At 68.0% G+C, this 23,645-nt stretch carries 27 protein-coding genes and 2 pseudogenes; 10 read left to right on the forward strand and 19 right to left on the reverse strand.

Annotated features, from left to right (window positions below; translation table 11 throughout):
- Positions 1 to 881 precede the first annotated feature (881 nt).
- The 3 genes from ASD38_RS21540 (at position 882) to ASD38_RS21550 (ending at position 3,881) form a co-directional block, all read left to right on the forward strand.
- Positions 882 to 1,910, forward strand: coding sequence for an IS110 family transposase (locus ASD38_RS21540; protein ID WP_056463366.1), 1,029 nt, complete (start codon positions 882 to 884; stop codon positions 1,908 to 1,910).
- A gap of 649 nt (positions 1,911 to 2,559) precedes the next feature.
- Positions 2,560 to 3,207 (forward strand): DsbA family oxidoreductase, encoded by a 648-nt coding sequence (locus ASD38_RS21545; RefSeq protein WP_056446853.1) that lies wholly within the window; start codon positions 2,560 to 2,562, stop codon positions 3,205 to 3,207.
- 83 nt (positions 3,208 to 3,290) lie between these two features.
- On the forward strand, positions 3,291 to 3,881 hold the full coding sequence (locus ASD38_RS21550) for a sigma-70 family RNA polymerase sigma factor (protein ID WP_056446856.1): 591 nt from the start codon (positions 3,291 to 3,293) through the stop codon (positions 3,879 to 3,881).
- A gap of 39 nt (positions 3,882 to 3,920) precedes the next feature.
- Here the strand turns inward: ASD38_RS21550 and ASD38_RS21555 are convergent, their stop codons facing one another.
- The 3 genes from ASD38_RS21555 to ASD38_RS21565 form a co-directional block, all read right to left on the reverse strand.
- The gene (locus tag ASD38_RS21555) at positions 3,921 to 4,862 is read right to left on the reverse strand and encodes a DUF808 domain-containing protein (RefSeq protein ID WP_056463369.1); all 942 of its coding nucleotides are present in this window, start codon (positions 4,860 to 4,862) and stop codon (positions 3,921 to 3,923) included.
- A gap of 83 nt (positions 4,863 to 4,945) precedes the next feature.
- Complete coding sequence (locus tag ASD38_RS21560) at positions 4,946 to 5,152, reverse strand: hypothetical protein (protein ID WP_056447265.1); 207 nt, start codon at positions 5,150 to 5,152, stop codon at positions 4,946 to 4,948.
- Between the two features lie 5 nt (positions 5,153 to 5,157).
- Complete coding sequence (locus ASD38_RS21565; protein WP_056446861.1) at positions 5,158 to 5,361, reverse strand: hypothetical protein; 204 nt, start codon at positions 5,359 to 5,361, stop codon at positions 5,158 to 5,160.
- A 177-nt stretch (positions 5,362 to 5,538) separates the two neighbouring features.
- Between ASD38_RS21565 and ASD38_RS21570 the strand changes: the two genes are divergently transcribed.
- Both ASD38_RS21570 and ASD38_RS21575 read left to right on the forward strand, forming a co-directional pair.
- On the forward strand, positions 5,539 to 6,615 hold the full coding sequence (locus ASD38_RS21570; RefSeq protein ID WP_056463623.1) for an alkene reductase: 1,077 nt from the start codon (positions 5,539 to 5,541) through the stop codon (positions 6,613 to 6,615).
- A 106-nt stretch (positions 6,616 to 6,721) separates the two neighbouring features.
- Complete coding sequence (locus tag ASD38_RS21575; RefSeq protein ID WP_056446864.1) at positions 6,722 to 7,156, forward strand: hypothetical protein; 435 nt, start codon at positions 6,722 to 6,724, stop codon at positions 7,154 to 7,156.
- A gap of 9 nt (positions 7,157 to 7,165) precedes the next feature.
- Here ASD38_RS21575 and ASD38_RS21580 read toward each other — a convergent pair whose 3' ends face one another.
- The 4 genes from ASD38_RS21580 to ASD38_RS21595 form a co-directional block, all read right to left on the reverse strand.
- Entirely contained in the window at positions 7,166 to 7,603 is a 438-nt protein-coding gene (locus tag ASD38_RS21580; protein ID WP_056463371.1) for a VOC family protein, read from the reverse strand.
- Between the two features lie 95 nt (positions 7,604 to 7,698).
- Positions 7,699 to 7,881 carry a hypothetical protein gene (locus ASD38_RS21585; protein WP_056446871.1) on the reverse strand — a complete coding sequence of 61 codons (183 nt, stop codon included), beginning with the start codon at positions 7,879 to 7,881 and terminating at the stop codon, positions 7,699 to 7,701.
- A gap of 56 nt (positions 7,882 to 7,937) precedes the next feature.
- The gene (locus ASD38_RS21590) at positions 7,938 to 9,869 is read right to left on the reverse strand and encodes an ABCB family ABC transporter ATP-binding protein/permease (protein WP_442857064.1); all 1,932 of its coding nucleotides are present in this window, start codon (positions 9,867 to 9,869) and stop codon (positions 7,938 to 7,940) included.
- A complete protein-coding gene (locus ASD38_RS21595; RefSeq protein ID WP_056446877.1) occupies positions 9,800 to 10,633 on the reverse strand; it encodes a hypothetical protein in 834 nt (277 codons plus the stop codon). Before ASD38_RS21595 ends, ASD38_RS21590 begins: the two co-directional genes overlap by 70 nt.
- Before the next feature lie 116 nt (positions 10,634 to 10,749).
- On the opposite strand from ASD38_RS21595, the gene ASD38_RS21600 reads away from it, so the two are divergent.
- The 3 genes from ASD38_RS21600 to ASD38_RS21610 all read left to right on the forward strand — a co-directional run bounded on the left by ASD38_RS21600 (position 10,750) and on the right by ASD38_RS21610 (position 13,021).
- Positions 10,750 to 11,379, forward strand: coding sequence for a TIGR00730 family Rossman fold protein (locus ASD38_RS21600; RefSeq protein ID WP_056463626.1), 630 nt, complete (start codon positions 10,750 to 10,752; stop codon positions 11,377 to 11,379).
- Between the two features lie 72 nt (positions 11,380 to 11,451).
- Entirely contained in the window at positions 11,452 to 11,766 is a 315-nt protein-coding gene (locus tag ASD38_RS21605) for a CC_3452 family protein (RefSeq protein WP_056446880.1), read from the forward strand.
- Between the two features lie 262 nt (positions 11,767 to 12,028).
- Positions 12,029 to 13,021: a beta-1,6-N-acetylglucosaminyltransferase gene (locus ASD38_RS21610; RefSeq protein WP_442857065.1), complete on the forward strand. Its 993-nt coding sequence runs from the start codon at positions 12,029 to 12,031 to the stop codon at positions 13,019 to 13,021.
- Positions 13,022 to 13,061: 40 nt separating this feature from the next.
- On the opposite strand, the pseudogene ASD38_RS24810 reads toward ASD38_RS21610, so the two are convergent.
- The 6 genes and pseudogenes from ASD38_RS24810 to ASD38_RS21630 all read right to left on the reverse strand — a co-directional run bounded on the left by ASD38_RS24810 (position 13,062) and on the right by ASD38_RS21630 (position 17,498).
- A pseudogene (locus ASD38_RS24810) lies at positions 13,062 to 13,200 on the reverse strand (hypothetical protein).
- Between the two features lie 282 nt (positions 13,201 to 13,482).
- Entirely contained in the window at positions 13,483 to 14,628 is a 1,146-nt protein-coding gene (locus ASD38_RS21615; RefSeq protein WP_056446883.1) for an acyl-CoA dehydrogenase family protein, read from the reverse strand.
- Between the two features lie 107 nt (positions 14,629 to 14,735).
- Positions 14,736 to 15,950 carry an acyl-CoA dehydrogenase family protein gene (locus ASD38_RS21620; protein ID WP_056463377.1) on the reverse strand — a complete coding sequence of 405 codons (1,215 nt, stop codon included), beginning with the start codon at positions 15,948 to 15,950 and terminating at the stop codon, positions 14,736 to 14,738.
- A gap of 112 nt (positions 15,951 to 16,062) precedes the next feature.
- A pseudogene (locus tag ASD38_RS24815) lies at positions 16,063 to 16,196 on the reverse strand (hypothetical protein).
- Positions 16,197 to 16,211: 15 nt separating this feature from the next.
- Complete coding sequence (locus ASD38_RS21625; RefSeq protein WP_056446889.1) at positions 16,212 to 17,105, reverse strand: nicotinate-nucleotide--dimethylbenzimidazole phosphoribosyltransferase; 894 nt, start codon at positions 17,103 to 17,105, stop codon at positions 16,212 to 16,214.
- Positions 17,106 to 17,156: 51 nt separating this feature from the next.
- Positions 17,157 to 17,498 (reverse strand): hypothetical protein, encoded by a 342-nt coding sequence (locus ASD38_RS21630; RefSeq protein WP_056446892.1) that lies wholly within the window; start codon positions 17,496 to 17,498, stop codon positions 17,157 to 17,159.
- 136 nt (positions 17,499 to 17,634) lie between these two features.
- Between ASD38_RS21630 and ASD38_RS21635 the strand changes: the two genes are divergently transcribed.
- Positions 17,635 to 17,850, forward strand: a complete 216-nt coding sequence (locus tag ASD38_RS21635; protein WP_056446894.1) for a DUF1289 domain-containing protein — start codon at positions 17,635 to 17,637, stop codon at positions 17,848 to 17,850.
- Positions 17,851 to 17,853: 3 nt separating this feature from the next.
- On the opposite strand, the gene ASD38_RS21640 is transcribed toward ASD38_RS21635, so the two are convergent.
- Positions 17,854 to 18,177: a hypothetical protein gene (locus ASD38_RS21640; protein WP_056463380.1), complete on the reverse strand. Its 324-nt coding sequence runs from the start codon at positions 18,175 to 18,177 to the stop codon at positions 17,854 to 17,856.
- Between the two features lie 278 nt (positions 18,178 to 18,455).
- Between ASD38_RS21640 and ASD38_RS21645 the strand changes: the two genes are divergently transcribed.
- Positions 18,456 to 18,956, forward strand: coding sequence for a TIGR02281 family clan AA aspartic protease (locus ASD38_RS21645; RefSeq protein WP_056446900.1), 501 nt, complete (start codon positions 18,456 to 18,458; stop codon positions 18,954 to 18,956).
- Between the two features lie 3 nt (positions 18,957 to 18,959).
- Here the strand turns inward: ASD38_RS21645 and dusA are convergent, their stop codons facing one another.
- The 5 genes from dusA to ASD38_RS21670 all read right to left on the reverse strand — a co-directional run bounded on the left by dusA (position 18,960) and on the right by ASD38_RS21670 (position 23,504).
- Complete coding sequence (gene dusA, locus ASD38_RS21650) at positions 18,960 to 19,979, reverse strand: tRNA dihydrouridine(20/20a) synthase DusA (RefSeq protein ID WP_056463383.1); 1,020 nt, start codon at positions 19,977 to 19,979, stop codon at positions 18,960 to 18,962.
- Positions 19,980 to 20,276: 297 nt separating this feature from the next.
- Positions 20,277 to 21,533: a TolC family outer membrane protein gene (locus tag ASD38_RS21655; protein ID WP_056463632.1), complete on the reverse strand. Its 1,257-nt coding sequence runs from the start codon at positions 21,531 to 21,533 to the stop codon at positions 20,277 to 20,279.
- Between the two features lie 5 nt (positions 21,534 to 21,538).
- Positions 21,539 to 21,742, reverse strand: a complete 204-nt coding sequence (locus tag ASD38_RS21660; RefSeq protein ID WP_056446908.1) for a YgaP family membrane protein — start codon at positions 21,740 to 21,742, stop codon at positions 21,539 to 21,541.
- Between the two features lie 20 nt (positions 21,743 to 21,762).
- Positions 21,763 to 22,206 carry a thioredoxin domain-containing protein gene (locus ASD38_RS21665; protein WP_056463386.1) on the reverse strand — a complete coding sequence of 148 codons (444 nt, stop codon included), beginning with the start codon at positions 22,204 to 22,206 and terminating at the stop codon, positions 21,763 to 21,765.
- A gap of 17 nt (positions 22,207 to 22,223) precedes the next feature.
- Positions 22,224 to 23,504, reverse strand: coding sequence for an NAD(P)/FAD-dependent oxidoreductase (locus tag ASD38_RS21670; RefSeq protein ID WP_056463389.1), 1,281 nt, complete (start codon positions 23,502 to 23,504; stop codon positions 22,224 to 22,226).
- Positions 23,505 to 23,645 lie beyond the last annotated feature (141 nt).

Below are 23,645 nucleotides of genomic sequence, written 5' to 3' on the forward strand. Positions count from 1 at the left end.
CGTGGACCGTCACCGCACGATGTCGCCAGGAGCAGTATAACCGGCCACAGTCTTTTCATGGCGAGACGATCACTGAAAAACTCAAGGTCCGCAACGGGTCGGGAGGGGAAATTAGCCCACCGCCGCAAAGCTGACCTTGAGCTGCGCGAGGCGGCGTGCCGCAAGCGTCCGGTTTCCGGAACGAGGTGATCTTCCGCTCCCGACCCAAGTCGGACCTGTTGTGTATGGTCGCAGCGGAAGGCATGAAGTCTGGCTGGCCGTCATGCGATGGGGGATTGATTGACGAAGTACCCGAGGATCCAAGCTGCGTTGGGTGGAGGGTTATTGATCATCTCGATCGGCGCCTTCGGCTTGGCAAACCATCTACTGGGAGGATACGCACAACCAATCGCGCAGCTGTCCGCGCTCATGACGTTTAGCGCTGGCGTGGGACTTTTACTTCCATTTGTTAGAGGATACGTGGAAGCTTCGCACAGTTCGTATCTTGCATCTGACGAGCAGACGACTTTTGCGGAGTGGGCACTCTTCTTTCTAGGCTTCCTGCCCTTCATCGCCGGGCTTGTGATGCTATTAAGACCTCATTGGTTTCAGGCCTTCTCTGCGGACAAGGGAGCCACAGTTCTTGTTGGCGTGGGCGGATTAGCCCTCGGTGTCTGCGTTATGGCAGTTGGTAGACTGCTCGCCCGACTTCGATCCCGCACCTAGCGGATCGGTGGTAATCGGCTGCACTGTATGTCGGCAAACCACCCTTCCCCGCCGTTTCGAAAGTCTGCATCGTCGGCCGGGTCGCGCCAGAAGAAGCATGCGTAATCGGGCGGACCTGTGAAGGATCAAGCTCCCCAGTAAGGTCTCGGTTTCAGCCGAGACGAAGGGAGACAACGATGTTCTACGCTGCGTTGGATGTGTCGCTGCGGTCAGTGGCGATCTGCATCATCGATCAGGACGGCAAGGTGCGCCTCGAGCGGTCCGTACCTTCGGAGGTCCCCGACCTGGTCCGTTGTTTGCGCGAGTTCGGCGAGCCGATCCACCAGGTTGGACTGGAGGCCGGCACGCTGACCCAGCACCTGACCTACGGACTGACCGAAGCCGGCTTCGATGTCGTGTGCATGGAGGCGCGCCAGGTCGCCGCGGCGCTGTCGGCCATGCGCAACAAGACCGACAAGCACGACGCCCGCGGCATCGCTCAGATCCTGCGTTCAGGCTGGTACAGCCGTGTGCATGTGAAGAGCGTCGAGAGCCACCACCTACGCGCCCTGCTCTCCTGCAGGAAAGTCATGCAGCGCAAGTGCATCGACCTGGAGAACGAGATCCGCGGGCTCCTGAAGATCTTCGGCGTGAAGCTGCCGTTGCGGCTCTCGCGCGGCGGCTTTGACATCGCCGTGCGCGACACCATCGAGAGCGACCCAGCGCTCAGCCACGCCCTCCTGCCGATGCTGCAGGCCAGGCGGATGTTGTTCGACACCTTCACCGAACTTGATCGCCGCGTGCGCAAGGCCGCCCACGCCGATCCGGTCTGCCAGCGCTTCATGGGCGTGCCTGGCGTGGGCGAGATCACCGCCCTCAGCTTCAAGGCCGCCGTCGACTACCCTGCCCGGTTCAAGAGCTCGCGCACCGTTGGCGCCCACTTTGGCCTGACGCCCAGACGCTTCCAGTCCGGGGAGAAGGACAACCCCGGCCGCATCTCCCACGCCGGCGACGCCGACGTGCGCGCCACGCTCTACGCGGCCGCCAACGCCATGCTGATGCGCTCCATCAGATGGACCAGCCTGAAGGCCTGGGGCGTGCGGCTGATGAAAACCAAAGGCCGCCGGCGCGCCATCGTCGCCGTGGCTCGCAAGATCGCTGTCGTCCTGCACCGCATGTGGGTCGACGGCTCCGACTTCCGCCTGGGATCGGAGGCTGCGGCATGACCTGACCCTCACTGCCCACCTCAAGATCCTGGCCGGATCGTCCCATGCGGACGACGGGATGGATGAAGCCGAAAAGTTCTGCTGCACGTTCAAGTGCGTCCAAAAGCGCGGCTCTCCAGACCCTGATCCCATGCATGCGTGCAGCGGCTCCGCTCGCAAGGAGCCATCGGACTGCGAAGAGAAGCGTGACCCGCGTGAACGACCCCGGCCGCCAGATCAAACGAGCTTGACCCCGATGCCCGATTAGAGAAGCGGAACTTGGGATTCGGTCCGACATCAGACATTCCTTGGCAGGTCACTGCGGGGTCTTCGAATTGTGAACTTCCCAACGTCGGAGAAGAGTCAGACCCGGACGATCGCCGCGCGCTAGATCGATGATCGGCTGGCGTTGAAGAGGCGGATTTTCTCGAACAGCACGCCCAGATCCCGGTTAGGCGTGCGACACTGAGTTCGAAATGCGTCCACGAAGCGGAGCCACCTCCTCAAAGTCGCGACTTCGATTTCTCGAAGATCGCGCTTTGAACCCGCCGGAACTTCGATCCGCGACCCACTCCTCTTTTCCGCCTTCGACGCGATCCGTCCGATTGTTCGTCGTGCAATCCTCGGCGCGCGTCCTATATCTGCGATCTCGCCGCCACCGGACCGCGCCATGACCAAGCCTCTGAAGATCGACTTCGTCTCCGACGTCTCCTGCCCCTGGTGCATCGTCGGCCTGGGCGGGCTGGAGGCCGCGCTCGAGCGGGTCGGCGACCTGGTCGACGCCGAGATCCGTTTCCAGCCCTTCGAGCTCAATCCCAACATGCCGCCCGAGGGCCAGAACATCGTCGAGCACGTCGCCGAGAAGTACGGCGCGACCCGCGAGCAGTCGGCGGCCAACCGCCAGGCCATCCACGACCGGGCGGCCTCGGTGGGCTTTTCCATGGTCACCGACGAGAACAGCCGGATCTACAACACCTTCGACGCCCATCGCCTGTTGCACTGGGCCGGGTTGGTCGGCGACCAGAAGGCCCTGAAGCACGCCCTGTTCGACGCCTATTTCACCGACAACCAGGATCCGTCCGACCACGAGGTGCTGGTCGCCGCGGCCATGAAGGCGGGCCTGGATCCGCACGCCGCCCACAAGGTGCTGACCTCGGGCCAGTACGCCCAGGAGGTCCGCGACGCCGAACGCCGCTGGCAGGCGGCGGGGATCAATTCGGTGCCGGCCGTGGTGATCAACGACCGCTACCTGATCTCGGGCGGTCAGCCGCCGGAATATTTCGAACAGGCCCTGCGCCAGATCGCCGCCGAGGCCTGACCGGCGTTCGGTCAAATATATTTACCGAAAAGCGGAGCCTTAGTTGGTCGGGCGCGTTCATTCTCCGAACGGGGACTATCGCCATGACCAATCCGACTTCGGCCCAGACGACGTTCGAGCGCGAGCTCGTCAGCCTGATCCCGCACCTGCGCGCCTTCGGCCGCTCGCTGACCGGCAACGCCAGCCACGGCGACGACCTGGCCCAGGACGCCCTGACCAAGGCCCTGGCCTCTCGGAACTCCTATCAGCCGGGCACCAACATGAAGGCCTGGACCTTCATGATCCTGCGCAACGTCTTCTATTCGGAAAAGCGCCGCTCGTGGCGGTCCTGCGCCCTCGACCCGGAGGTCGCCGAACGGACCCTCGTGTCGGTGTCCAATCCGACCGCGGCCCTGGAGCTGGACGAAATGCGCCGGGCGCTGGACATGCTGCCGCCCGACCAGCGCGAGGCCCTGATCCTGATCGGCGCCGCCGGCATGTCGTATGAAGAGGTCGCCGAGATCACCGGCGCCGCCCTGGGCACCATAAAGAGCCGGGTGAGCCGGGCCCGCGACCGCCTGGCCCTGATCTTCGCCGAAGGTCACATCAACGAAGATCACCAGCCGGCGCACGCCGCCATGGCCTCGATCTTCCACCGGATCGACGGCTACCGCACGGCGCGCCAGGCCGCCTAGTCAGCGGGCCGCTCCGCGCGGGCAAACACAAGGCGGCGCCTAGTGCGCCGCCTTTTTGCGTGGGATCAGGTGGACGACGCCGACGATCGCGCCGCCGACGATCAGCCCCACCACCGCCGAACAGGTCACCGTGGCCAGCCAGCCGGTCACCGCCCCGACGCCGGGAACCTGGGCCGCCCAGTGGGAGGCGGCCTCGACCCAGTGCGGCACGGGGGTCAGGTTGAAATGCTCCAGGCCGTGGACGATGATGCCGCCGCCGACCCACAGCATGGCCGCCGTTCCGATCACGGTCAGGGCCTCCATGGTCACCGGCATGGCCTTGACCAGGCCGCGCCCCAGCCCTCGAAGCGCCCGCGAGCCGCCCTTGGCCAGATGCAGGCCGATGTCGTCCATCTTCACGATCAGCCCGACCACGCCATAGACCGCGATGGTCAGCAACACGCCGACCAGCGCCAAGGCGGCGGCCTGGATGGCCAGCGGCTTGTCGGCCACGTCGGCCAGCGCGATGGCCATGATCTCGCCCGACAGGATCAGGTCGGTGCGGATCGCGCCGCCCACCTTCTCGGCTTCCAGTTCGGCGCTGCTCTGGGCCAGCTCCTCGACCTCCTCGCCGGCGATCTCGTGGTGCGCGAAGGCCTCGATGATCTTCTCGGTGGCCTCGAAGGCCAGATAGGCGCCGCCGACCATCAGGATCGGCGTCACCGCCCACGGCGCGAAGGCGCTGAGGATCAGCGCGCCCGGCAGCAGGAACAGCAGCTTGTTGCGGAACGAGCCGACCGCGATCTTCCAGACGATCGGCAGTTCGCGATCGGGCGTGAATCCCATGGCGTAGCCGGGGGTGACGGCGGTGTCGTCGACCACCACGCCGGCCGCCTTGACCCCGGCCTTGCCGGCGGCGCCGCTCACGTCGTCCAGCGAGGCGGCCGCCAGCTTGGTGATGCCGGCGATGTCGTCGAGAAGGGCGGCGAGGCCGGAGGGCATGGGCGGATTCTCTGTTCGCGTTGTCGTCCTACGCGAATAGACCGGACCGCGCGCCGGGGTCGAGCCCTAACGCTTCTTCAGGCCTAGTCCTTCTTCAGGACCGCGTCGGCCTTCTTGTCGATCCGCTTTTCCTCGGCCTTGGACATCCGGCCGGCCTTCACGGCCTGGCTGGCGCGGGCCTTGGCGTTGCGGGCGTGGGCCTTGTCCTCGATCGGATAGGCGCGCTTCTCCGGCTCGGCGAACGCCTTGTCAGGCAGCTTGTCGCGTTTGTCGGCGTTGAGTTCGGCCATGACGATCATTCCTTGGGATGGGCGGCTCCCAGCGCCTCGGCGGGTTCGTCTTCCTCTTCGAGGGTGACGATCTCGGTCGGCTCTTCCTGTCGCGCCAGATCGCGGGCGCCGACTCCGCCGCCTTGCTGGATGTTGAGATTGGCCTCGACCGTCGAGGGATCGTAGGTGTCGTCCGGTTCGTCGCCGTTGGTCACGTCGGGTTCGGCCATGGGAGTTCTCCAGTCTGGTCCCAAGCCAACGACCGGCGCGGCCGAGACGTTCCCCCCAGATTCCCTGCGGCCCGCGTCAGAATAAAATCAGCCTCAGTGGCAGTTGCGATCGAGGCGCGAGACGCCAGATAAGCGGGGCGCCGGCGCGGGGTCGGCGAACCCTTGATGGACCGCTTCATGCCCACTCTGTTCGATCCGCTTCGCCTTGGCGACCTCGAGCTGCCCAACCGCGTCGTCATGGCGCCGCTGACCCGGCTGCGGGCCGGCCCGACGCAGATCCCCAACGCCCTGATGGCCGAGTACTACGCCCAACGCGCTTCCGCCGGTCTGCTGATCACCGAAGGGGTGCCCGTCGTCCCGCAGGGCGTCGGCTATCAGGGCGTGCCCGGCATCTGGTCGCAGGAGCAGGTCGAGGGCTGGAAGCGGGTCACCCAGGCCGTGCACGACAAGGGCGGCCGCATCTTCATGCAGATCTGGCACGTGGGCCGGATCTCCGACCCGTCGTTCCATGGCGGCGCGGCCCCGGTCGGCCCCAGCGCCATCGCGGCCAAGGGTCATGTCAGCCTGCTGCGTCCCGAACGCCCCTACCCCACGCCGCGCGCCCTGACGACCGAGGAAGTGGTCGGGGTGGTCGAGGCCTTCCGCAAGGGCGCCGAAAACGCCAAGGCCGCCGGCTTCGACGGCGTCGAGATCCACGGCGCCAACGGCTATCTGCTCGACCAATTCCTGCAGGACGGCTCCAACCAGCGCACCGACCGCTACGGCGGCTCGATCGAGAACCGCGCCCGCCTGATGCTGGAGGTCGCCGACGCCGCCGCCTCGGTGTTCGGCCCCGGCCGGGTCGGCATGCACCTGGCCCCGCGCGCCGACAGCCACTCGATGGGCGACAGCGACCTGGCCGCGACCTTCGGCTACGTGGCCAAGGCGCTGGGAGAGCGCGGCATCGCCTTCCTGTGCGCCCGCGAATACGAGGGCCCCGACAGCCTGGGCGCGGACCTGAAGAAGGCGTTCGGCGGCGTCTACATCGCCAACGAGCGGTTCACCGCCGCCACGGCCCAGGCCGCCCTGAACGCGGGCAAGGCCGACGCCGTGGCCTTCGGCAAGGCCTATATCGCCAATCCGGACCTGGTGGAGCGCCTGCGCCTCGGCGCGCCGCTCAATAATCCGGACCCGTCGACCTTCTATGGCGGCGACGGCCGGGGCTATGTCGACTACCCCGCCCTGAAGACGCTCGCCACGGCCGCGGCCGAGTAGCCGCAAAGCGTTCCGAGGGCGGGATTTCTCATCAAGCCTGTATCCGTTACGCCAATTGCCGCGTTGGGTCTTCACCGCGCGCCGCGTAGCGGATACAGGCTTAACCATGAGCAAGACCAACGATCACTGGAAGACCGTCCTGCAACGCGGCGCAAACGCCCTGGCCTTCCGGATCACCAGCCCGCACAACGCCGTCAAGCCGACCATGGTCGCCGAGCCGGCGCCCCAAAAGCGCGTCCTGCCCGTCATGGTCTATCATGCGGTGGCCGTGTGCGCCCTGGTCGACAGCTGGGTGGCGGGCGGCGAAGGCCAGGTGTTGATCGACCGCCCGGCCGTCCTGACCCGTCAGAAGCTGGCCAACGCCAAGGCCGCCGAGCCGCCGGGCAGCACCCAGTCGCCGTTCTCGACCGGCTACGCCGCCGACTATCGGCTGGAGCTGGCCCGCCTGGCCTGGCTGGCGATCATCGATGACCCGGCCGGCCGTCTCGAAGCCCTGGCCGCGATGTACACGCCGCCGGAGCCCTGGGTGAAGCTGGTCTAGGGCGCGCCCCTACCACGCGCCGGTGTTGGGCATCGAGGCCCAGGGCTCGGCCGGTTCCAGACTGCCGTCCTGCAGCAGTTCGATCGAGATGTTGTCGGGCGAGCGGACGAAAGCCATGTGGCCGTCGCGCGGCGGACGATTGATCGTCACGCCCATGTCCATCAGCCGCTGGCAGGTCTCGTAGATGTCGTCGACCCGGTAGGCCAGGTGGCCGAAGTTGCGGCCGCCCTGATAGTCCTCGGGATCCCAGTTGTAGGTCAGTTCGACCAGCGGCGCCTTGCGCTCCTTGGCCAGTTCGACGTCCTCCGGCGCGGCCAGGAACACCAGGGTGAAGCGCCCCTTCTCGTTCTCCATCCGGTAAGCCTCGGTCAGTCCCAGGCCTTCGCAATAGAAGCGCAGCGAGGCGTCGAGGTCCTTCACGCGGACCATGGTGTGCAGATAGCGCATGGGCGGCTCCTGAGGTCGGATGGGCGTGGCGCAGGATACAGCGGCGGCCCGCCGCCCCGCACCCCACATTTCTCGCGAGGAACGGTTGTGAAGGCCTATTCGCCAGCGCGCGCGGCCTGGCCCTGCAGCACCTGTTGGGCCTGCTCCACCGCTTCCATCAGATTGCCCAAGGCCAGGCCCTCGGGGCTGTCGGCGCGGTAGATCTCGCGCAGGGCCGGAACCCGGTCCTTGCAGGCGGCCATCGCGTCCAGGGCCCGATCGATCTTTCGCGTCAGCATGACAGTAACCGCCGTTTTTTGTTCTATCTTTGTTCTAGCCTGGCGGGTTTCGGAATTCAATCGTGAAGCTGTTCCGCCGCCACCGGTTTCTCCCGAGTCTGTCGCCGCCACAACGCCGCGTATTCCCCTCCGGCCTCCAAAAGCGCCGCATGGCCGCCACGCTCCACAACCTTTCCACGGCGCAGCACGATGATCTCGTCGGCGTCGGCGATGGTCGACAGGCGGTGGGCGACGACCAGGGTCGTGCGTCCGGCCCGCGCCTTGCGCAGGGTGGCCTGGATGGCGGCCTCGGTGCGGCTGTCCAGGGCGCTGGTCGCCTCGTCCAGGATCAGCACGCGCGGGTCGGCCAGCAGGGCCCGCGCGATGCCCACGCGCTGACGCTCGCCGCCCGACAGCTTCAGCCCGCGCTCGCCGACCTTGGTGTCCATGCCCTCGGGCAGGTTGCGGATGAACTCGCCCAGCTCGGCCGCCTCGGCGGCGGCCCAGACGTCGGCCTCGGAAGCGTCCGGACGGGCGAAGGCGATGTTGGCGATCAGGGTGTCGTTGAACAGGGCCACGTCCTGCGGCACCAGGGCCACGGCCCGGCGCAGCGAGGCCTGTTTCAGGGCCTTCAGGTCATGGCCGTCCAGGGTGACACGCCCGCCCTGGGGATCGATCATCCGCAGGGCCAGGCGCACCAGGGTGGTCTTGCCGGCGCCGGACGGGCCGACGATGGCCACGGTGGTCCCCGGCTGGGCCGTGAAGGTTACCCCCTGCAAGCCCTCCGAGCGCGCGCCGTGGCGGAACGACACCTCTTCGAAGGCCACGGCCCCGCCGCGCCGGTCGACGGGCGGCGGCAGGTCGACGGCGTCGGCCGCGTCGGCCACGTCCGGCTGGGCGCGACGCAGGTCGAGCATGGCCTCCATGTCGATGAACGACTGGCGGATCTCGCGATAGGCGAAGCCCAGGATGTTCAGCGGTCCATAGAGGTTGACCAGGATCAGCACGGCGGCGGTGACGTCGCCGGGCCCGATCCGGCCCGCGGCCGCCTCGCCCCCGGCCAGAATGGCCATCATGCCCAGGCCCAGGCTCATCACCGCCGACTGCACGGTGTTGAGCAGGGTCAGGGAGTTGGTCGCCTTGATATTGGCCGCGCCGTAGGCCGTCAGGGCGGTGTCGTAGCCGCCGACGGCCCGCGCCTCTGCCCCGAAGGCCTTGACCGTCTCGTAGTTCAAAAGCGCGTCCACGGCCCGGCCGGCGGCCTCGGCGTCGGCCTCGTTCATCACCCGCCGATGGCCGATCCGCCAGTCCGAGATCGTGAAGGTCACCACGCCGTAGATCACCACCGTGACCACCGCCGTCAGCGCGAAGCGCCAGTCATAGGCCTTGGCCAGCACGATGGCGGCCATGATCAGCTCGACCACCGTGGGCGCGATGTTGAACACCAGGCCGCGCAGCAGGAAGTCCATCGACCGCGCGCCGCGATCGATCACCCGCGACAGCGACCCGGTGCGCTTGGTCTGGTGGAAGTCGATCGACAGCGACAGGGCGTGGGCGAAGGTCTCGACCGCCGCGCGGGTCTGGGCCGCCTGGGCGACAGGGGTGAACACCGCGTCGCGAGCCTGGGGCGCGACGGCGGCGATGAAGCGGATCAAGGCCCAGCCGCCGGCCAGGGCCGCGAAGCTCAGACCGATCTGGACGCCCGCGTCCTGCCCCGCGCTGAGCGCGTTGACCGCCTTGCCCAGCAGCAGCGGCGCGATCACGCCCAGGAACTTGCCGGCGAAGGTGAACAGCAGGGCCAGGGTCACGCGCCAGCGCAGGCCGGGGGCCTTGGAGCGCATCACCAGGCTGAACAGGTCGGCCAGGGCCTTCCAGCCGTTGGCCTTGACTTCGGGGGACGCGACCGCGCCGGCCACGGCTCCGGACCGCGCCATGCCCCTCACTGGGCGCCGCCCAGCAGCTGGGTGGTCTGCAGGCCGCCGCCCGGCGTCATCCAGTCGACGCGCCAGCCCCCGGCCGAAAAAGTGGAGCGCACCGGTCCGCCGGTAGGCGGCAAGGGCGGGCTGACCTCGATGACCACCTGCTGTTCGCCGCCTTCGCCCGCCACCTGAATGGTATGGGTTCCCTCCATCAAGGGCTGGTCGAGGGAGATCGAGAAGCGGCCGTCCGCGCCGACCTTGCTTTCGCCGCGCGTGGTGCGGTCGACACGCACGCCCAGGCCCGCGCCGGGGGTGGCGACGCCGGAGACCACGCCCCCGCCCCCGCGGTCATAGTCGATCGCCAGGATGCGGGGCGACAGCGAGCTCTGCCCCATCACCTCGGCCCCGGCCCCGGCGCGCAACAGCACCGCCGCGCCGTTCGGGGCGACCATCAGATAGCCCTGGGCCTGCACGGTTCGTCCCTCCAGGGTCATCGACAGGCCATAGAGCCGGGGTTCGGCGGCCAGGGGCGCGATCAGCCGCCAGGCGCCGGCCGCGTCGGCCTTGCCGACCAGCGCCTCGCCGGTCGGCGCGCCCAGCCGCACGCTGGCCAGGGGCTCGGCCTCGCCCGACAGCGCCACGGCGTTTCCCTGGCGGATGGCCGACACCACGCGCGGCGGCTTCAGATAGCCGGCCTGGGGCGAGGGCTGCTCGGTCTTGGCCGCCGCCGGATCACGCCGCCAGCCCTTGTCCTCGCGGCCGCAAGCGCCGAGCGCCAGCGTGGCGAAGGCCGCGACGACGCAGGCGGACTTGAAGCTGGCCGACTTGAAACCGATCTCGCGAATCCTGATCATGGCGTATCCAACGGCCGACGACGCCCCGGCGACCTATTTCCTTGGGTGTTCACGTGCGGCGCGCCGACCTTGTCTACAAGGACCGGCGCGCTTTTATTTTCCTGGAGTGGACGACGATGCCCGACCTGTCCAGCGGCCAAGCCGTCACCGCGAGCGCCGCCCAGGCCGTCTGCGTCTATTGCGGCTCGTCGAACACGGCGGACCCGGCCTTCCTCGAGGCGGCGTTCGAGATCGGCGGCGATTTCGCCAAGGCCGGGTTGAAGCTGGTCTATGGCGGCGGCGGGGTCGGGCTGATGGGCGCGACGGCGCGGGGGGCCCATGCGGCCGGCGGCCAGGTGCTGGGCGTCATCCCCGATTTCCTGCGCGGTCGCGAGCAGCCGTTCGACGACGTCGAGACCGTGGTCGTCACCTCGATGCACGAGCGCAAGATGATGATGTTCGAGCGTTCGGACGCCTTCGTCGTCCTGCCCGGCGGCATCGGCACCCTGGAGGAGATCATCGAGCTGCTGTCGTGGCGGCGGCTGGATCTGCACCGCAAGCCGATCATCTTCCACAATCCCGACGGCTTCTGGGACCCGCTGTTCGCCCTGCTGCGGCACACCATCGACCAGGGCCTGACCCCGCCCTCCCTGGCGCAGTACTGGCGGGTGGTGGAAAAAGCCGCCGACATAACGCCCGCCCTACTGGCGTGGCTGGCCGAAACAGGGCAAGAGGACGCCGCTTCAAACGTTCGTTTGTTGACTTAGTTGTGAAACGCAACGCATTATGCCCTCGGTCGACCTCCCCATGTCGGCCTTAGGGGATAATAGGAAACAAGCATGCGTATCTTCGTCACCGCGCTCGTCGCGGCGTCCGCCCTCTCCACTCTTGGTATGGCGACCAGCGCTTTCGCCGCCGAGGGCGCCGTTCTCAAGCTGAAGGCCCCCAGCAAGGCCCCCACCCTGATCCAGGACGGCGCCATGTGGCGCTGCAACGGCGACACCTGCGCCGCGCCCCAGGTCAAGTCGCTGCCGATCGGCCGCGCCTGCCGCAAGGTCGCCGCCGAACTCGGCGCCGTGGCCGCCTTCAACTATCGCGGCGAAGAGCTGGACGCCGCCGGCCTCGCCGACTGCAACACGGCCGCCAAGCCGTAAGACCCGGCGACCCGCACGCCGTGTCGAACCGACGCGGCGTGCGCTCCGGCCTTCGACCTTCCCGCTCTGGACCGCCGGCCAAGCGCGTCGATTTATCCGCGCCGCACCCCAGGACATGATAGGACCGCCGGCAAGGCGCGCAGACGCGCCATCGGCTCGTGCGCCCCTCAGGCGGAACGGCCCGCCACGCGCCGGACATACGGGCGCTCCTCCCCGACCCTCAGAACACGACGCCGACCGGTGAGCCTCGCCGGACGCGAACATTCGCCGCCGGACCAGGCCCGCGCGCGACGGCTCGCGTCCCGTGGCTCGCCGCCCGCGTTCCCCAGATCATATCTTGGCGCGCACGGCGCCATTCAGGAGCGTCAGCTTGATCGCCTATCTCGTCCTTGTTCACCGCTATCCCGAGCAGTTCAAACGCCTCTTCAAGGCCATCCACGACCCGGACAACCACTACCTCGTGCATGTCGACAAGAATTCCGGCCCGGCCCTGGAGGCCGACGTCCGCGGCTTCCTGGCGGCCTATTCCAACGCCGCCGTGCTGGAGAGCAAGAAGGCCCTGTGGGGCGGTTACAGCCTGGTCGACGCCGAGCTGCGCGGCATGGCCAAGCTGCTGGAGATGGGCAAGGACTGGACCCACTTCATCAACCTCAGCGGCCAGGACTTCCCGTTGATGACCCAGAAGCGGATCAAGGGCTTCCTGACCCGCAATCGCGGCAAGGAATTCATCCGCGTGCTCGATCAGGCCAAGGTCCGGCCCGACACCATGGGCCGCGTGCTGCAATATGTGGAGGAGCTTGGCGGTCGGATCATCGACACCCTGGCCACCCGTCTCTTCCTCGACGGCGCCACGCCCTATATCGGCACCCAGTGGAAGATCGTCAGCCGCGCCTTCTGCGACTTCGTCTGCCACGACCCGTCGGTCGAGCGCTACAAGGCGTTCTATCGCAACACCTTCATCGCCGACGAGGGCTTCTTCCAGACCGTGATCATGAACACCGCCGCCCATGGCGAGGTGGTCAATGACGACAAGCGGATGATCGACTGGATCCCGGACGGCGACATCAAGCTGCGGCCCCGGACCTTCACGGCCGTCGACGCCGTGTCATTGACGACCAGTTCGGACCTCTTCGCCCGCAAGTTCGACGCGGAGCTCGACACCGAGATTCTCGACATCCTCGAGGCTCACCTGCGCACCCAGGACGTCGCCAACGTCGATCAGGCCCCGGTCGTGGGCGAGCTGCTGATCGCCTAGAGAGACTGGGCGGACGGGGAACCCCCGTCCGCCCTCTCGTCTACTTCTTCGAACCCTTCGACGGCTCCGCGATCGGCGGCTTGGGCGTCTGCCTGCCTCCGACCAGCATCCCGCCGATCAGGGCGAAGGACAGCATCGCGTGGTTCATTCTCGATACGTTCATTGGCGGCGTCTCCCAGACTCGCTTGAAAACCAACAGGCCGTTGGACCAGGAGACGCGCGCGGCTTACAGGGGCTTGCACCCTCTTAGTCGTCAGCGCGTCGTCGAGAATCATGCGCCAGAGCTTGCGAAACACAAGAAAAATCATCCGAACCCTGACGAATTCCGCCTACGGACAATCGGCGTTTTCCTTTCTGGGCAAGGCCTTGCGCCGCAAAGAAAAAACCGCCCGCGACGGCGTGTCGCGGGCGGTTTCGACTTCAATCGGCGGTTGTCCGTAAACGGCGCGGGCTTTCGACGCCTACGCCGCCTGGCCGAACGACAGCGATTCGTAGCGCTTCAGGTGGTGGTCGACCGAGCCGAACAGGCCCTCGATGATCGAGGCGCGCTTGAAATAGTGGCCGATGGCCAGCTCGTCGGTCATGCCCATGCCGCCATGGATCTGGATGGCGTTCTGGCCGACGAACTTGCAGGCCCGCCCGATGCGGACCTTGGCGGCCGAGACGGCCTTGGCGCGCTCGGCGTCGCTCTCGTCCAGCTTGATGGTGGCCATATAGGTCATCGACACGGCCTGCTCGACCTCGATGAACATGTCGACCATCCGGTGCTGCAGCACCTGGAAGTTGCTGATGGCGGTGCCGAACTGCTTGCGCTGCTTGGCGTAGTCCAGCGTGCCCTCGTGCAGCTTGCGCAGCACGCCCACGGCCTCGGCCCCAGCGGCGGCGGTGGCCTCGTCGATCACCTTGTTGACCAGGGGCAGACCGCCGCCCTCCTCGCCGATCAGGGCGTCGGCCGGGATCGAGACGTTCTCGAAATAGACTTCCGAGGCGCGGCCGCCGTCGACGGTGGGATAGTCGCGGGTGACGATGCCCGGCAGGCTCTTGTCGACCAGGAACACCGAGACGCCGCCGGTGTCGCGCTGGCCGCCGCCGGTGCGGGCGGTGACCACCAGGTGGCTGGCGAACGGCGCGCCGACCACCACGGCCTTGTGGCCGTTCAGGACGTAGCCGGAGCCTTCCTTCTTCGCCGTGGTCTTCAGGTCCTGCCAGGTGTAGCGACCCTGCGGCTCGGCATAGGCGAAGGCGATGGTGGTCGTGCCCGCCACGATGCCCTCGATCACGGAGGCCGCGCCGGCGTAGCCCGAGTGTTTCATGAAGCCGCCGCCGATGACCACGGTGCCGAGATAGGGCTCGATGACCAGCGCTTTGCCGAGCTCCTCCATGATGATCATGTTGTCGATCGCGCCGCCGCCCAGGCCGCCCAGCTCTTCGCTGAAGGGGGCGCCCAGGATGCCCAGCTCCTCGGCGAAGGCCTTCCAGTAGTCGGCGCGCCAGCCGCTCTCCGACGCCACGATCTTGCGGCGGGTCTCGAAGTCGTACTTGTCCTGCAGGAAGCTCGCGACCGTGTCGCGGACCATCGACTGCTCTTCGGTGAAGTTGAAGTCCATCCCAGGTTTCCCGTCTTTATCTGCCCCGTGCGGCGCCGCCGGCTTCGGGGTTGCGGTGATCGTGTTGGAAATCGCGACGGGCGGCTCGGCCGCCCGCCGTCGGGTCGCTAGAGCCCCAGCACCATCTTGGCGATGATGTTGCGCTGGATCTCGTTGGAGCCGCCGTAGATCGACGTCTTGCGGACGTTGAAATAGGTCGGGGCGGCGCGGTGGGCGAAGTCGGGGCCGATCGGGTGGGCGTTGTCGCCGTCGTTCGGGAAGCCGCGGAAATACGGCGCGCCGTAGTGGCCGGCGGCTTCGAGCACCAGCTCGGTGATCCGTTGCTGGATCTCGGTGCCCTTGATCTTCAGGACCGAGGATTCCGGACCCGGGCCCTTGCCGGCCGCTTCACCGGCCAGGGTGCGCAGCTCGGTATATTCCAGGGCCGTCAGGTCGATCTCCAGGTCGGCGACCTTGCGCTTGAAGTCCGGGTCGGTCAGCAGCGGCCGGCCGTCGTCGCCCAACTCGACCTGGGCGATCTGGCGGATGCGCTCGATGCCGCGCTTGGAGCGCGCCACGCCGGCGATGCCCGAACGCTCGTGGGCCAGCAGGAACTTGGCGCAGGTCCAGCCCTTGTTCTCGTCATAGATGCGGTTCTCGACCGGCACCTTGACGTTCTCGAGCCAGACCTCGTTGACCTCGTGCTCGCCGCCCAGGGTGATGATCGGACGCACGGTCACGCCCGGCGACTTCATGTCGATCAGCAGGAACGAGATGCCCTCCTGGATCTTGGCGGTCGGGTCGGTGCGGACCAGGCAGAAGATCCAGTCGCCGTGCTGGGCCAGGGTGGTCCAGGTCTTCTGGCCGTTGACCAGGTAGTATTCCTTGCCGTCGTCGCCGGTGAAGCGCTCGGCCTTGGTCTTCAGGCTGGCCAGGTCGGAACCCGCGCCCGGCTCGGAATAGCCCTGGCTCCACCAGATGTCGCCCGACAGGGTCGGCGGCAGGAAGCGTTCCTTCTGTTCCGGCGTGCCGAAGGTGTAGATCACCGGTCCGACCATGTTGATGCCGAACGGCAGGATCGGCACGCAGTCGGCGCGGGCGGTCTCTTCCGACCAGATGTAGCGCTGGACCGAGGTCCAGCCCGGGCCGCCGTACTTCTTCGGCCAGGCCGGGGCCACCCAGCCCTTCTTGGCCAGGGTGCGATGCCACGACAGGAAGTCCTCCTTGGCCATCTCCTCGCCCTCCTCCTGCTTTTCGCGCAGGCCGGCGGGGTAGTTCTCGGCGATGAAGGCGCGGACCTCGTCGCGGAACGCGACGTCTTCGGGCGAGAAATCGAGGTTCATGGCGGACTCCCGGAAATCGGCCCTCTTCGGGGGCCGTCTTGGCTTTCGGGAGTCACCTTAGAGTTCGAACGAGCGTTTGGAAAGATGACCTTAGCGTCAACGTAAACATTGTTCAGGTTGCGCCATGGCTGATGGGCTGCGCGTCCTTCGAGGCCCGCTTCGCGGGCGCCTCAGGATGAGGATATCGGAGCGAGCAACGCCTCTGAATCCCTCATCCCGAGGCGTGAGCCGAAGGCGAGCCTCGATGGACGCAGGAGCGCCCTAGCGGACCTCGCAGGCCAGCCGCACCAGGGCCAGGGCGGTCACCCCGCCGACGCCCTCTTCGTCGGCGATATCCAGATTGATCAGCGGCCGCTTGCCCAGCGCTTCCAGCAGGCGGGCATGGCCCTTGGCGGTCCCGACGTGGCCGGCCTGGCAGTGGGCGATCAGGACCGGATCCAGGGCGTGCAGCACGGCGGCGGCGGCGCAGGCGGCGTAGCCGTCCAGCAGCACCGGGATCTTCTGGACCCGGGCGGCCAGGATCGCCCCGACCAGGGCGGCGGTCTCGCGCCCTCCCAGCTGGCGCAAGGCCTGCAGCGGATCCGACAGGTCGCCCTCGGCCGCGGCGCGGGCCACGGCGGCGACGATCGGCTCGGGCGCGTCGCTCCAGTCGGAGGCCTCGCCGCCGAACAGGACCAGGGCCAGCGCGCCGGCCGCGCGGTCGGTCTCGGCGGCGATCACGCCGGGGATCAGCAGGTCGGGCTGCTTGGCCAGAGCCTCCATGCCGAAGGCCATGGTCGCGGCGCATTCCTTCTCGCTCATCGAGGCCTTGGCGACCGCGTCGGGCGTCGGACGGTCGATGGCCAGGTCGAAGGCTTCCAGCCCCGCGCCCTGGACGCCGGCGATGCGGCAGACATTGGCCCCGCCGGCGGCCACGGCCTCCAGGCGCTCGCGGGCCCAGCCGCGCGGCCCCACGCCCTGGCGCGCGCCGGCGTAGAGGGCGACGACCGGGCGCAGCACCGCCGGCGGCGTCTTGCCAGTCCAGGCGGTCAGCCAGGCCGAGATCTCGGCCAGGCGGTCGCCGCCCTCGAAAGTCGAGGTCGGAGCGGCCGGCGCGTCGGCGGCCAGCTTGCGGATGTCGTCGAACGGGGAAGCGGCGGGCGAGGAGGATGTCATGGGCGCGGACTTAAGCCAGCCCGCGCTCCATGCAAAGGGACCTAGGGACGATCAGGCGCCGGTCGGGTTCTCGATCAGCGTCTTGCAGGCGCCGTCACGCTCGGCCCGCAGGGTCGCCTTGCGGTCGCCGCCGGCGCTGGACGCCTGGCTTCGCGCGGTCTTCTCGGCGTTGTCGGAGCGGTCGCGCAGACCCGGATCCCGGCCCTTTCGCTGCGCCCTGACGAAGCTTTCCAGCGCCGTCGCGTCGACGGCGCCCAGGCTCTCGGCCTTGGCCAGGCCCAGGCAGCGCGAGGCGCGCAGCAGGTCGGTGTCGCTGATGCGGTCGGCGGCGAAGGCCGGGGCGGCCGCCGAAGCGACCATGGCCGCGACGAGGGCGATCTTCAGGCTACGCATGACGGTTCTCTCCTAAGGACGGCGGGGGACGCAAACGCACTTGAAACCGACGCACGACGCCGCACCGCGAGCCCGCCCCCTTGCGCGGCACGCCTCCAGCGGCGAAGTTCGGGGCATGAGCTCACCCCTCGACACAGTGACTTCGGCGGCTCGTCCGCCCCGCGCCATCGCCACGCCTTGCGTAAAGGTCTGCGCGGTCGATGGCGCGACAGGCGTCTGCCTGGGCTGCCGGCGAACCCTGCCGGAGATCGCCGGCTGGGCGCGCTTGAGCGACGAGGAACGGGCGGCGATCATGGCCGCCCTGCCCCATCGCCCGGACCCGATGGCCAGCCTGATGGCCGGCCCGGGCTAGATCCTAGTTCAGCCAGGCGGCGCAGGCGCCCGAGCGCTCGGCCAGCAGCTTTTCCTTCTTGGCGGCGTCAGCGGCGTTGGCTTCCTTCTGAGCGGCCGTCATCTTGTTGACGATCGAGGTGCGGACGGCCAGTTCGCGGGCCGAGGACTCGGTCTTCAGCATCGCGTCGATCTTGGCGGTGTCCATCTTGCCCAGCGTTTCTGAAGCGGCCAGGCCACGGCAGCGCGCGGCGTGCAGCAGGTCGAAATTGCTGACGGCGGCGGAGGCCTGGGCGGCGAACGCCAAGGCCGAAACGGCGACAGCGGCGGCGATAGCGATCTTCTTCATGACATATCCCTCGGCAAAGCGGGTCTTCCCGTTAAGCAGCGGTATGTGCCGTTACAGCGTGCATTTTAAGTTAAATCGAAGTCATCTTGCCACATTACATTGACGTAACATTGATACTCGACAGTATTACAACTTTTTAACTTGCCGTATATTACCCCCAAATTAACCTTGTTCAGTCGCAAGCTCTGCCGATTCACCGGTTGACAACCCATTCGCGGCTATTCTCCCCGCAACGGTCGTAAAAACGGCCACAAAGCCTGTATGGCGGGGTGACTTCTATGCTCAAGTTCGCGACCATCGCGATCGTAGGCGCGCTCTCGGCGGTCGGGGCGGCGAAGGCCGTCGTGTCGCTGGACGACCTGCGCCAGCCGGACCTGCGCGGTCCCGCCCCCGCCGTGGCCGCCGTCGATGACGGCGCCGCCCAGATCGTCAAGGCCGCCGACGGCCACTTCTGGGCCGAGGCCAAGGTCGACGGCCGCGCCGTTCGCTTCCTGATCGACACCGGCGCCACCGCCGTCGCGCTCAGCCAGACCGACGCCAAGCGCCTGGGCATCGACACGAAGGCCCTCGACTACAGCTACAAGGTCATGACGGCCTCCGGCGAGACCCGCGCCGCCTCGGTCAAGCTGGCCAGCGTTTCGGTGGCCGGCGCCCAGGTGCGCGACGTCGAGGCCCTTGTCGTCGAGAAGGGCCTGGAGACCTCGCTGCTGGGCATGACCTATCTGGGCCGGCTGTCCAGCTTCCAGGCCACGCCCCGCGCCCTGGTCCTGCGCTCTTAGACCCTAGACCGCGACGGCCTCCAGCGACCGGGCTTCGCGCGCGTCCACGGCCTGCCGGACGGCCGCCAGGGCGCGGTCGACCACCTCCAGCCCCGCCCCGGCCGCCACGCCCTCGACGGTCAGGATCCGGCGCCAGGCGCGCGCGCCCGGCAGGCCGTGGAACAGGCCCAGCATGTGACGGCTCATCGCCGCCAGATGCACGCCCGCCGCCAACTGGCCGGCCATGTAGGGCTTGTAGAGTTCGACCGCCTCGAACGCGTCGACATCGGCGACGGCCTCGCCAAACACCCGACGGTCGATCTGTCCCAGCAGGCCCGGCTCGTGATAGGCCGCCCGCCCCAGCATCACGCCGTCGACATGCTCCAGCTGGGCCAGCGCCACGTCCAGGTCCGGAATGCCGCCGTTAATGACGATGGTCAGGTCCGGGCGCTCGGCCTTCAGCCGGTGGACCAGCGGATAGTCCAGCGGCGGCACGTCGCGGTTTTCCTTCGGCGACAACCCCTTCAGCCAGGCCTTGCGGGCGTGGACCACGAAGCTGGTGACCCCGGCCTGGGCCGACAGGTCGACCAGCTCGAACAGGCTCTGTTCCGGCTCCTGGTCGTCGACCCCGATCCGGCACTTGACCGTCACCGGCACGGACACCGCTGCGGCCATGGCCGCCATGCAGTCGGCCACCAGCTCCGGCTCGCGCATCAGGCAGGCCCCGAACCGACCGCTCTGCACCCGGTCGGAGGGGCAGCCGACGTTCAGATTGATCTCGTCATAGCCGTAGTCCTCGCCGATCTTCGCGGCGGCGGCCAGGTCGGCGGGCTCTGACCCGCCCAGTTGCAGCGCCACCGGATGCTGGCCGGCGTCGAACCCCAGCAGCTTCTCGCGGTCGCCGTTCAGCACCGCGCCGCTGGTCACCATCTCCGAATACAGCAGCGCCCGGCGCGACAGCACCCGGTGCAGCGACCGGCAATGGCGATCGCTCCAGTCCATCATCGGGGCAATGGAAAATCTATGAGTTTGAAATTGCTGCATTTCTACTGTTTTCAACACGTTGAAACGTGTTCAAGTTCACCCTTCGCACGCTTCCCTACGACGCTTTTCGCTACGCTGCGACCGCTCACTGAACACAAGGCGCACACGCTTGGCGTCGATCCAAAAACTTCCGTCCGGCAATTGGCGGGTCCTCATACGCCGAAAAGGTCACTACGTCAGCGAGACCTTCATCCGGCGCAAGGACGCCGAGATGTGGGCTCGCCGCGTCGAGGGCGCTCAGGATTTCCAGGCGATGGATATTGACCCGCGCCCGCGGGATGTCGCCTGGGCGCCGGGTCACTGGCCATGCAGCAGCGCGTTCAGCCGATAGGACGAGACCGTCGCTTCGCCGCGCGCGGCCACCAGGGCGCTTTGGGCGGCCAGGGCCTCGCGTTCGGCGTCGAGCAGGGCCAGGACGGGCTTTTGCCCGACCCGCACCTCATTGCGCACGCTGTTCAACGCGCTGGCCGCGGCGCCGGCCTGGTCGGCGGCGGCGAGCATCACCGCGCGCGCCGTGACGACATCGCCCCAGGCGCCGATGACCGCCTCGCGCACCTGGGCCCGCGCCGCGTCCAGGCGCGCTTGCGCGCCGCCAAGCGCCGCCCCGGCCTCGTCGATGCGCCCGCTCACCGCGCCCCCCGAGAACAGGGTCCATCGTCCCTGGACGCCGACCGTCACGCCATCGGCGCTGTAGCCGGGAAAGAACTGGTCGCGCACCGTGCTGGCGGTGGCGGTCAGCGCCAGGCTCGGCAGGCGTTCGGCGCGAGCGTAGCGCACGCCGGCCTGGGCCGCGCGTTCGCCGGCCTGGGCGGCCAGCAGCAGGGGGCTGGATTGGGACGCCGTCGCCACCGCCTCATCGAGCGTGGCGGGCGTCTCGGCCGGGGCGACCACCGCCTCCAGTCCGTCGGGCTGCGCCCCGACCACCGAAACGAAATGGGCCCGGCTCCCGGCCAGCCGACCTTCGGCCCGGGCCAGGCCCGCGCGGCTCTCCGCCTGGCGGGCCCTGGCCTGGTCAAGATCGGTGCGGGCGATCTCACCCCCCTTGAAGCGCAGTTGGGCCTGGTCGGTGATGACGTCCATCTGCCGGACCTGAGCTTGGCTCAGGGCCAGCATGTCCTGGGCGCTCAAGATGGCGACATAGGCAGCGGCGACCTCGGCGCTCAGCATGGCCGCCGCGCCGCCCACCCGCGCCACGGCCGCGGCCTTGCCCTCCCCCGCCTGTTCGATGGCGGCGCTGACGCCGCCGCCGGAGTACAGGGGCTGGCGCAGTTGCAGCGACGCCGCGCGGGGCGACACATCGCTCTGGCCAAAGCCGAAGAAGCCGCCAAGGTCGGTCGTTCCGCTGGCGCTTTCGGCCGACACGGTCAGGCTGGGCAGGCGGCCGGCGCGGGCCTGGGCCAGGCGCGCGCTCGCCGCGTCCGACTGGGCCTGGACCTGGGCCAGGTCCGGGTTGGCGCGCCGCGCCAGGGCGATGGCCTCGGGCAAGGTCATGGCCGACACCCCCCAGGGCGCGGCGGCGGCGGCCAGCAAGGTCAGGACCAGGACGGCGCGCACCGGGCTCACCGGAACGCGACGCCCGGCTTGACGCCGAGTTTCTTGAAGACCATCGCGGCCGGGCAAAAGCCGGTGAAGGCCGACTGGATCATGTTGAGCCCGGCGAAGATCGACAGGCCGATCCACCAGGGATGAACGAAATGAGCCAGGCCGACGCCCAGCAGGACGACAAGGCCGGCAAAGGCCAGAACCATACGGTCGACGGTCATGATCAACCTCCTCTAGCGGCTCAGGCGCTGACCTGGGCCAGGGCCTGGTGCGTCCAGGCGACGATCTGGGCCGCGCTCATCAGGCCGGCGGACCGGGCGATGACGGCGCCGTCCCGATAGAGCAGCAGGGCCGGAACGCCCGAGACGCCCAGCGCCCCGGCGGCGCGCGGTTCGGCTTCGGAATTGAGTTTCAGCAGCCGCACGTCCGGCTCCAGGCGCGCGGCCGCGGCGGCGAACTGGGGCGCCATCGACCGGCACGGTCCGCACCAGGGCGCCCAGACATCGACGAGCACGGCGACGCCTCGGGTCTTGCTGGTATGGGCGGCCAGTTGCGCGCCGCTCACCTCGGCCGGAACCCCTGAGAACAGACGCTCGCCGCAGCGGCCGCATTTGGCCGCCAGGGTGTTCCTGTCTTGCGGGGCGCGATTGGTCGCGCCGCAGGCGGGACAAACAAGCTGCCGCATCTTAGCGCCTTTCGCCCTCAGGGCTTGATCTTGTGGATGCCCATGACGTCCAGGGCGAGCTTCTCGTAGAAGGGCTCGCTCTCGCCCCGCCTGACCTTGGCCAGGAAGTATTTCTCGAACCCGACCTTGGCCAGGTGCACCCACTTGCCGCTGGCCGACCAGTTGACGTTGCGCGGCGGGATCTGGGGCTGGGCGACGAAGGCCACGCCGCCATCGCCGAAGTCGGCCAGGCAGATGGCGTTCCAGGTCGCCTCGTGGCTCGCGGGCTTGCCGTCCACGATGTCCTTGAGATTGTGGGCGATGGCCGTGACCATGCTCTCGATCATGAAACCGGTCTTGGGCACGCCGACGGGAACCGGCGTCTTGCCGGTCGGCGCGATCGCCACGCAGACCCCCAGGGCCATGACGTTCTGATAGGTCGGATTGCGCTGGTGCTTGTCGACCAGGATGAAGCCGCGCGGGTTGGTCAGGCCGCCGATCCCATGGACGGCGGCCACGCCGCGGAAGGCCGGCAGCATCATCGAATAGGCGAACGGCAGGTCGTGGGTCGCCTTGACCGCGCCGTCCTCGGCGATCTCCTCGACGTGCATCATCCCAGCCTCGACCGAGGCGACCTTGGCGTTGGTGACCCACTTGATGTGCCGCTGGCGCATCTCGCTTTCCAGCAGGCCCTTGGTGTCGCCCACCCCGTCCAGGCCCAGGTGGCCGACATAGGGCTCGGAGGTGACGAAGGTCATCGGCACCTTGTCGCGGATCTTGCGGCGCTTGAGCTCGGTGTCGAGAATCATCGCGAACTCGTAGGCGGGTCCAAAGCACGAGGCGCCCTGCACCGCGCCGACGATGATCGGCCCGGGGTTTTCGACGAAGCGGTCGAAGGCCGCGGCGGCGCTCTGCGCATGATCGACATGACAGATCGACTGGGTGAACCCGCCATGCGGGCCAAGGCCCGGGACCTCGTCGAAAGCAAGGTCCGGCCCCGTGGCGATCACCAGGTAGTCGTAGTCGAGCAGCACGCCGTCGGTCAGTTCAAGCTGGTTGCGCTCGGGCATCACCTTGGCCGCGCCGACGCCCCGAAAGCCGATGCCCTTCTTCTTGAACACCGGCGGCAGCTCGACCTCGATGGCCTCGCGCTTGCGCCAATGGACGGCGACCCAGGGGTTTGACGGTACGAAGTGGAAGGTGTCGCCCTGCGACACCACCTCGACCTGGGCCCTTTCGCCGACGGCCTGCTTGATCTCGAAGGCGGCGATGGCGCCGCCCAGTCCGGCGCCCAGAATGACGATGCGCGGCTTAGCCATGGTCTCGCTCCCTATCACGCCGTGGTTCGCAGCCAGACTGGGCTCAATCCGCGCGGCTCACTTTGATCAGGATCACGTTTGAGCCCGAGCGTTCGGGATAGCGTCATCCTATCGACGCTTGACTACATATTCGTAAAGTCG

Origin of the sequence: Caulobacter sp. Root487D2Y (assembly GCF_001427165.1) — a bacterium.
In the GTDB taxonomy this organism is placed as follows: domain Bacteria; phylum Pseudomonadota; class Alphaproteobacteria; order Caulobacterales; family Caulobacteraceae; genus Caulobacter.

What these genes read in the sequence shown, in the direction of transcription:
- ASD38_RS21660 (WP_056446908.1), bottom strand. Translation starts at nt 21,742, where the DNA reads ATGACCGTCGACCGTATGGTTCTGGCCTTTGCCGGCCTTGTCGTCCTG.
- ASD38_RS21570 (WP_056463623.1), top strand. Translation starts at nt 5,539, where the DNA reads ATGCCCACTCTGTTCGATCCGCTTCGCCTTGGCGACCTCGAGCTGCCC.
- dusA (WP_056463383.1), bottom strand. Translation starts at nt 19,979, where the DNA reads ATGCAGCAATTTCAAACTCATAGATTTTCCATTGCCCCGATGATGGAC.
- ASD38_RS21645 (WP_056446900.1), top strand. Translation starts at nt 18,456, where the DNA reads ATGCTCAAGTTCGCGACCATCGCGATCGTAGGCGCGCTCTCGGCGGTC.
- ASD38_RS21595 (WP_056446877.1), bottom strand. Translation starts at nt 10,633, where the DNA reads ATGATCAGGATTCGCGAGATCGGTTTCAAGTCGGCCAGCTTCAAGTCC.
- ASD38_RS21585 (WP_056446871.1), bottom strand. Translation starts at nt 7,881, where the DNA reads ATGCTGACGCGAAAGATCGATCGGGCCCTGGACGCGATGGCCGCCTGC.
- ASD38_RS21550 (WP_056446856.1), top strand. Translation starts at nt 3,291, where the DNA reads ATGACCAATCCGACTTCGGCCCAGACGACGTTCGAGCGCGAGCTCGTC.
- ASD38_RS21545 (WP_056446853.1), top strand. Translation starts at nt 2,560, where the DNA reads ATGACCAAGCCTCTGAAGATCGACTTCGTCTCCGACGTCTCCTGCCCC.
- ASD38_RS21575 (WP_056446864.1), top strand. Translation starts at nt 6,722, where the DNA reads ATGAGCAAGACCAACGATCACTGGAAGACCGTCCTGCAACGCGGCGCA.
- ASD38_RS21625 (WP_056446889.1), bottom strand. Translation starts at nt 17,105, where the DNA reads ATGACATCCTCCTCGCCCGCCGCTTCCCCGTTCGACGACATCCGCAAG.
- ASD38_RS21640 (WP_056463380.1), bottom strand. Translation starts at nt 18,177, where the DNA reads ATGAAGAAGATCGCTATCGCCGCCGCTGTCGCCGTTTCGGCCTTGGCG.
- ASD38_RS21670 (WP_056463389.1), bottom strand. Translation starts at nt 23,504, where the DNA reads ATGGCTAAGCCGCGCATCGTCATTCTGGGCGCCGGACTGGGCGGCGCC.
- ASD38_RS21665 (WP_056463386.1), bottom strand. Translation starts at nt 22,206, where the DNA reads ATGCGGCAGCTTGTTTGTCCCGCCTGCGGCGCGACCAATCGCGCCCCG.
- ASD38_RS21600 (WP_056463626.1), top strand. Translation starts at nt 10,750, where the DNA reads ATGCCCGACCTGTCCAGCGGCCAAGCCGTCACCGCGAGCGCCGCCCAG.
- ASD38_RS21560 (WP_056447265.1), bottom strand. Translation starts at nt 5,152, where the DNA reads ATGGCCGAACTCAACGCCGACAAACGCGACAAGCTGCCTGACAAGGCG.
- ASD38_RS21630 (WP_056446892.1), bottom strand. Translation starts at nt 17,498, where the DNA reads ATGCGTAGCCTGAAGATCGCCCTCGTCGCGGCCATGGTCGCTTCGGCG.
- ASD38_RS21615 (WP_056446883.1), bottom strand. Translation starts at nt 14,628, where the DNA reads ATGGACTTCAACTTCACCGAAGAGCAGTCGATGGTCCGCGACACGGTC.
- ASD38_RS21580 (WP_056463371.1), bottom strand. Translation starts at nt 7,603, where the DNA reads ATGCGCTATCTGCACACCATGGTCCGCGTGAAGGACCTCGACGCCTCG.
- ASD38_RS21555 (WP_056463369.1), bottom strand. Translation starts at nt 4,862, where the DNA reads ATGCCCTCCGGCCTCGCCGCCCTTCTCGACGACATCGCCGGCATCACC.
- ASD38_RS21565 (WP_056446861.1), bottom strand. Translation starts at nt 5,361, where the DNA reads ATGGCCGAACCCGACGTGACCAACGGCGACGAACCGGACGACACCTAC.
- ASD38_RS21605 (WP_056446880.1), top strand. Translation starts at nt 11,452, where the DNA reads ATGCGTATCTTCGTCACCGCGCTCGTCGCGGCGTCCGCCCTCTCCACT.
- ASD38_RS21620 (WP_056463377.1), bottom strand. Translation starts at nt 15,950, where the DNA reads ATGAACCTCGATTTCTCGCCCGAAGACGTCGCGTTCCGCGACGAGGTC.
- ASD38_RS21540 (WP_056463366.1), top strand. Translation starts at nt 882, where the DNA reads ATGTTCTACGCTGCGTTGGATGTGTCGCTGCGGTCAGTGGCGATCTGC.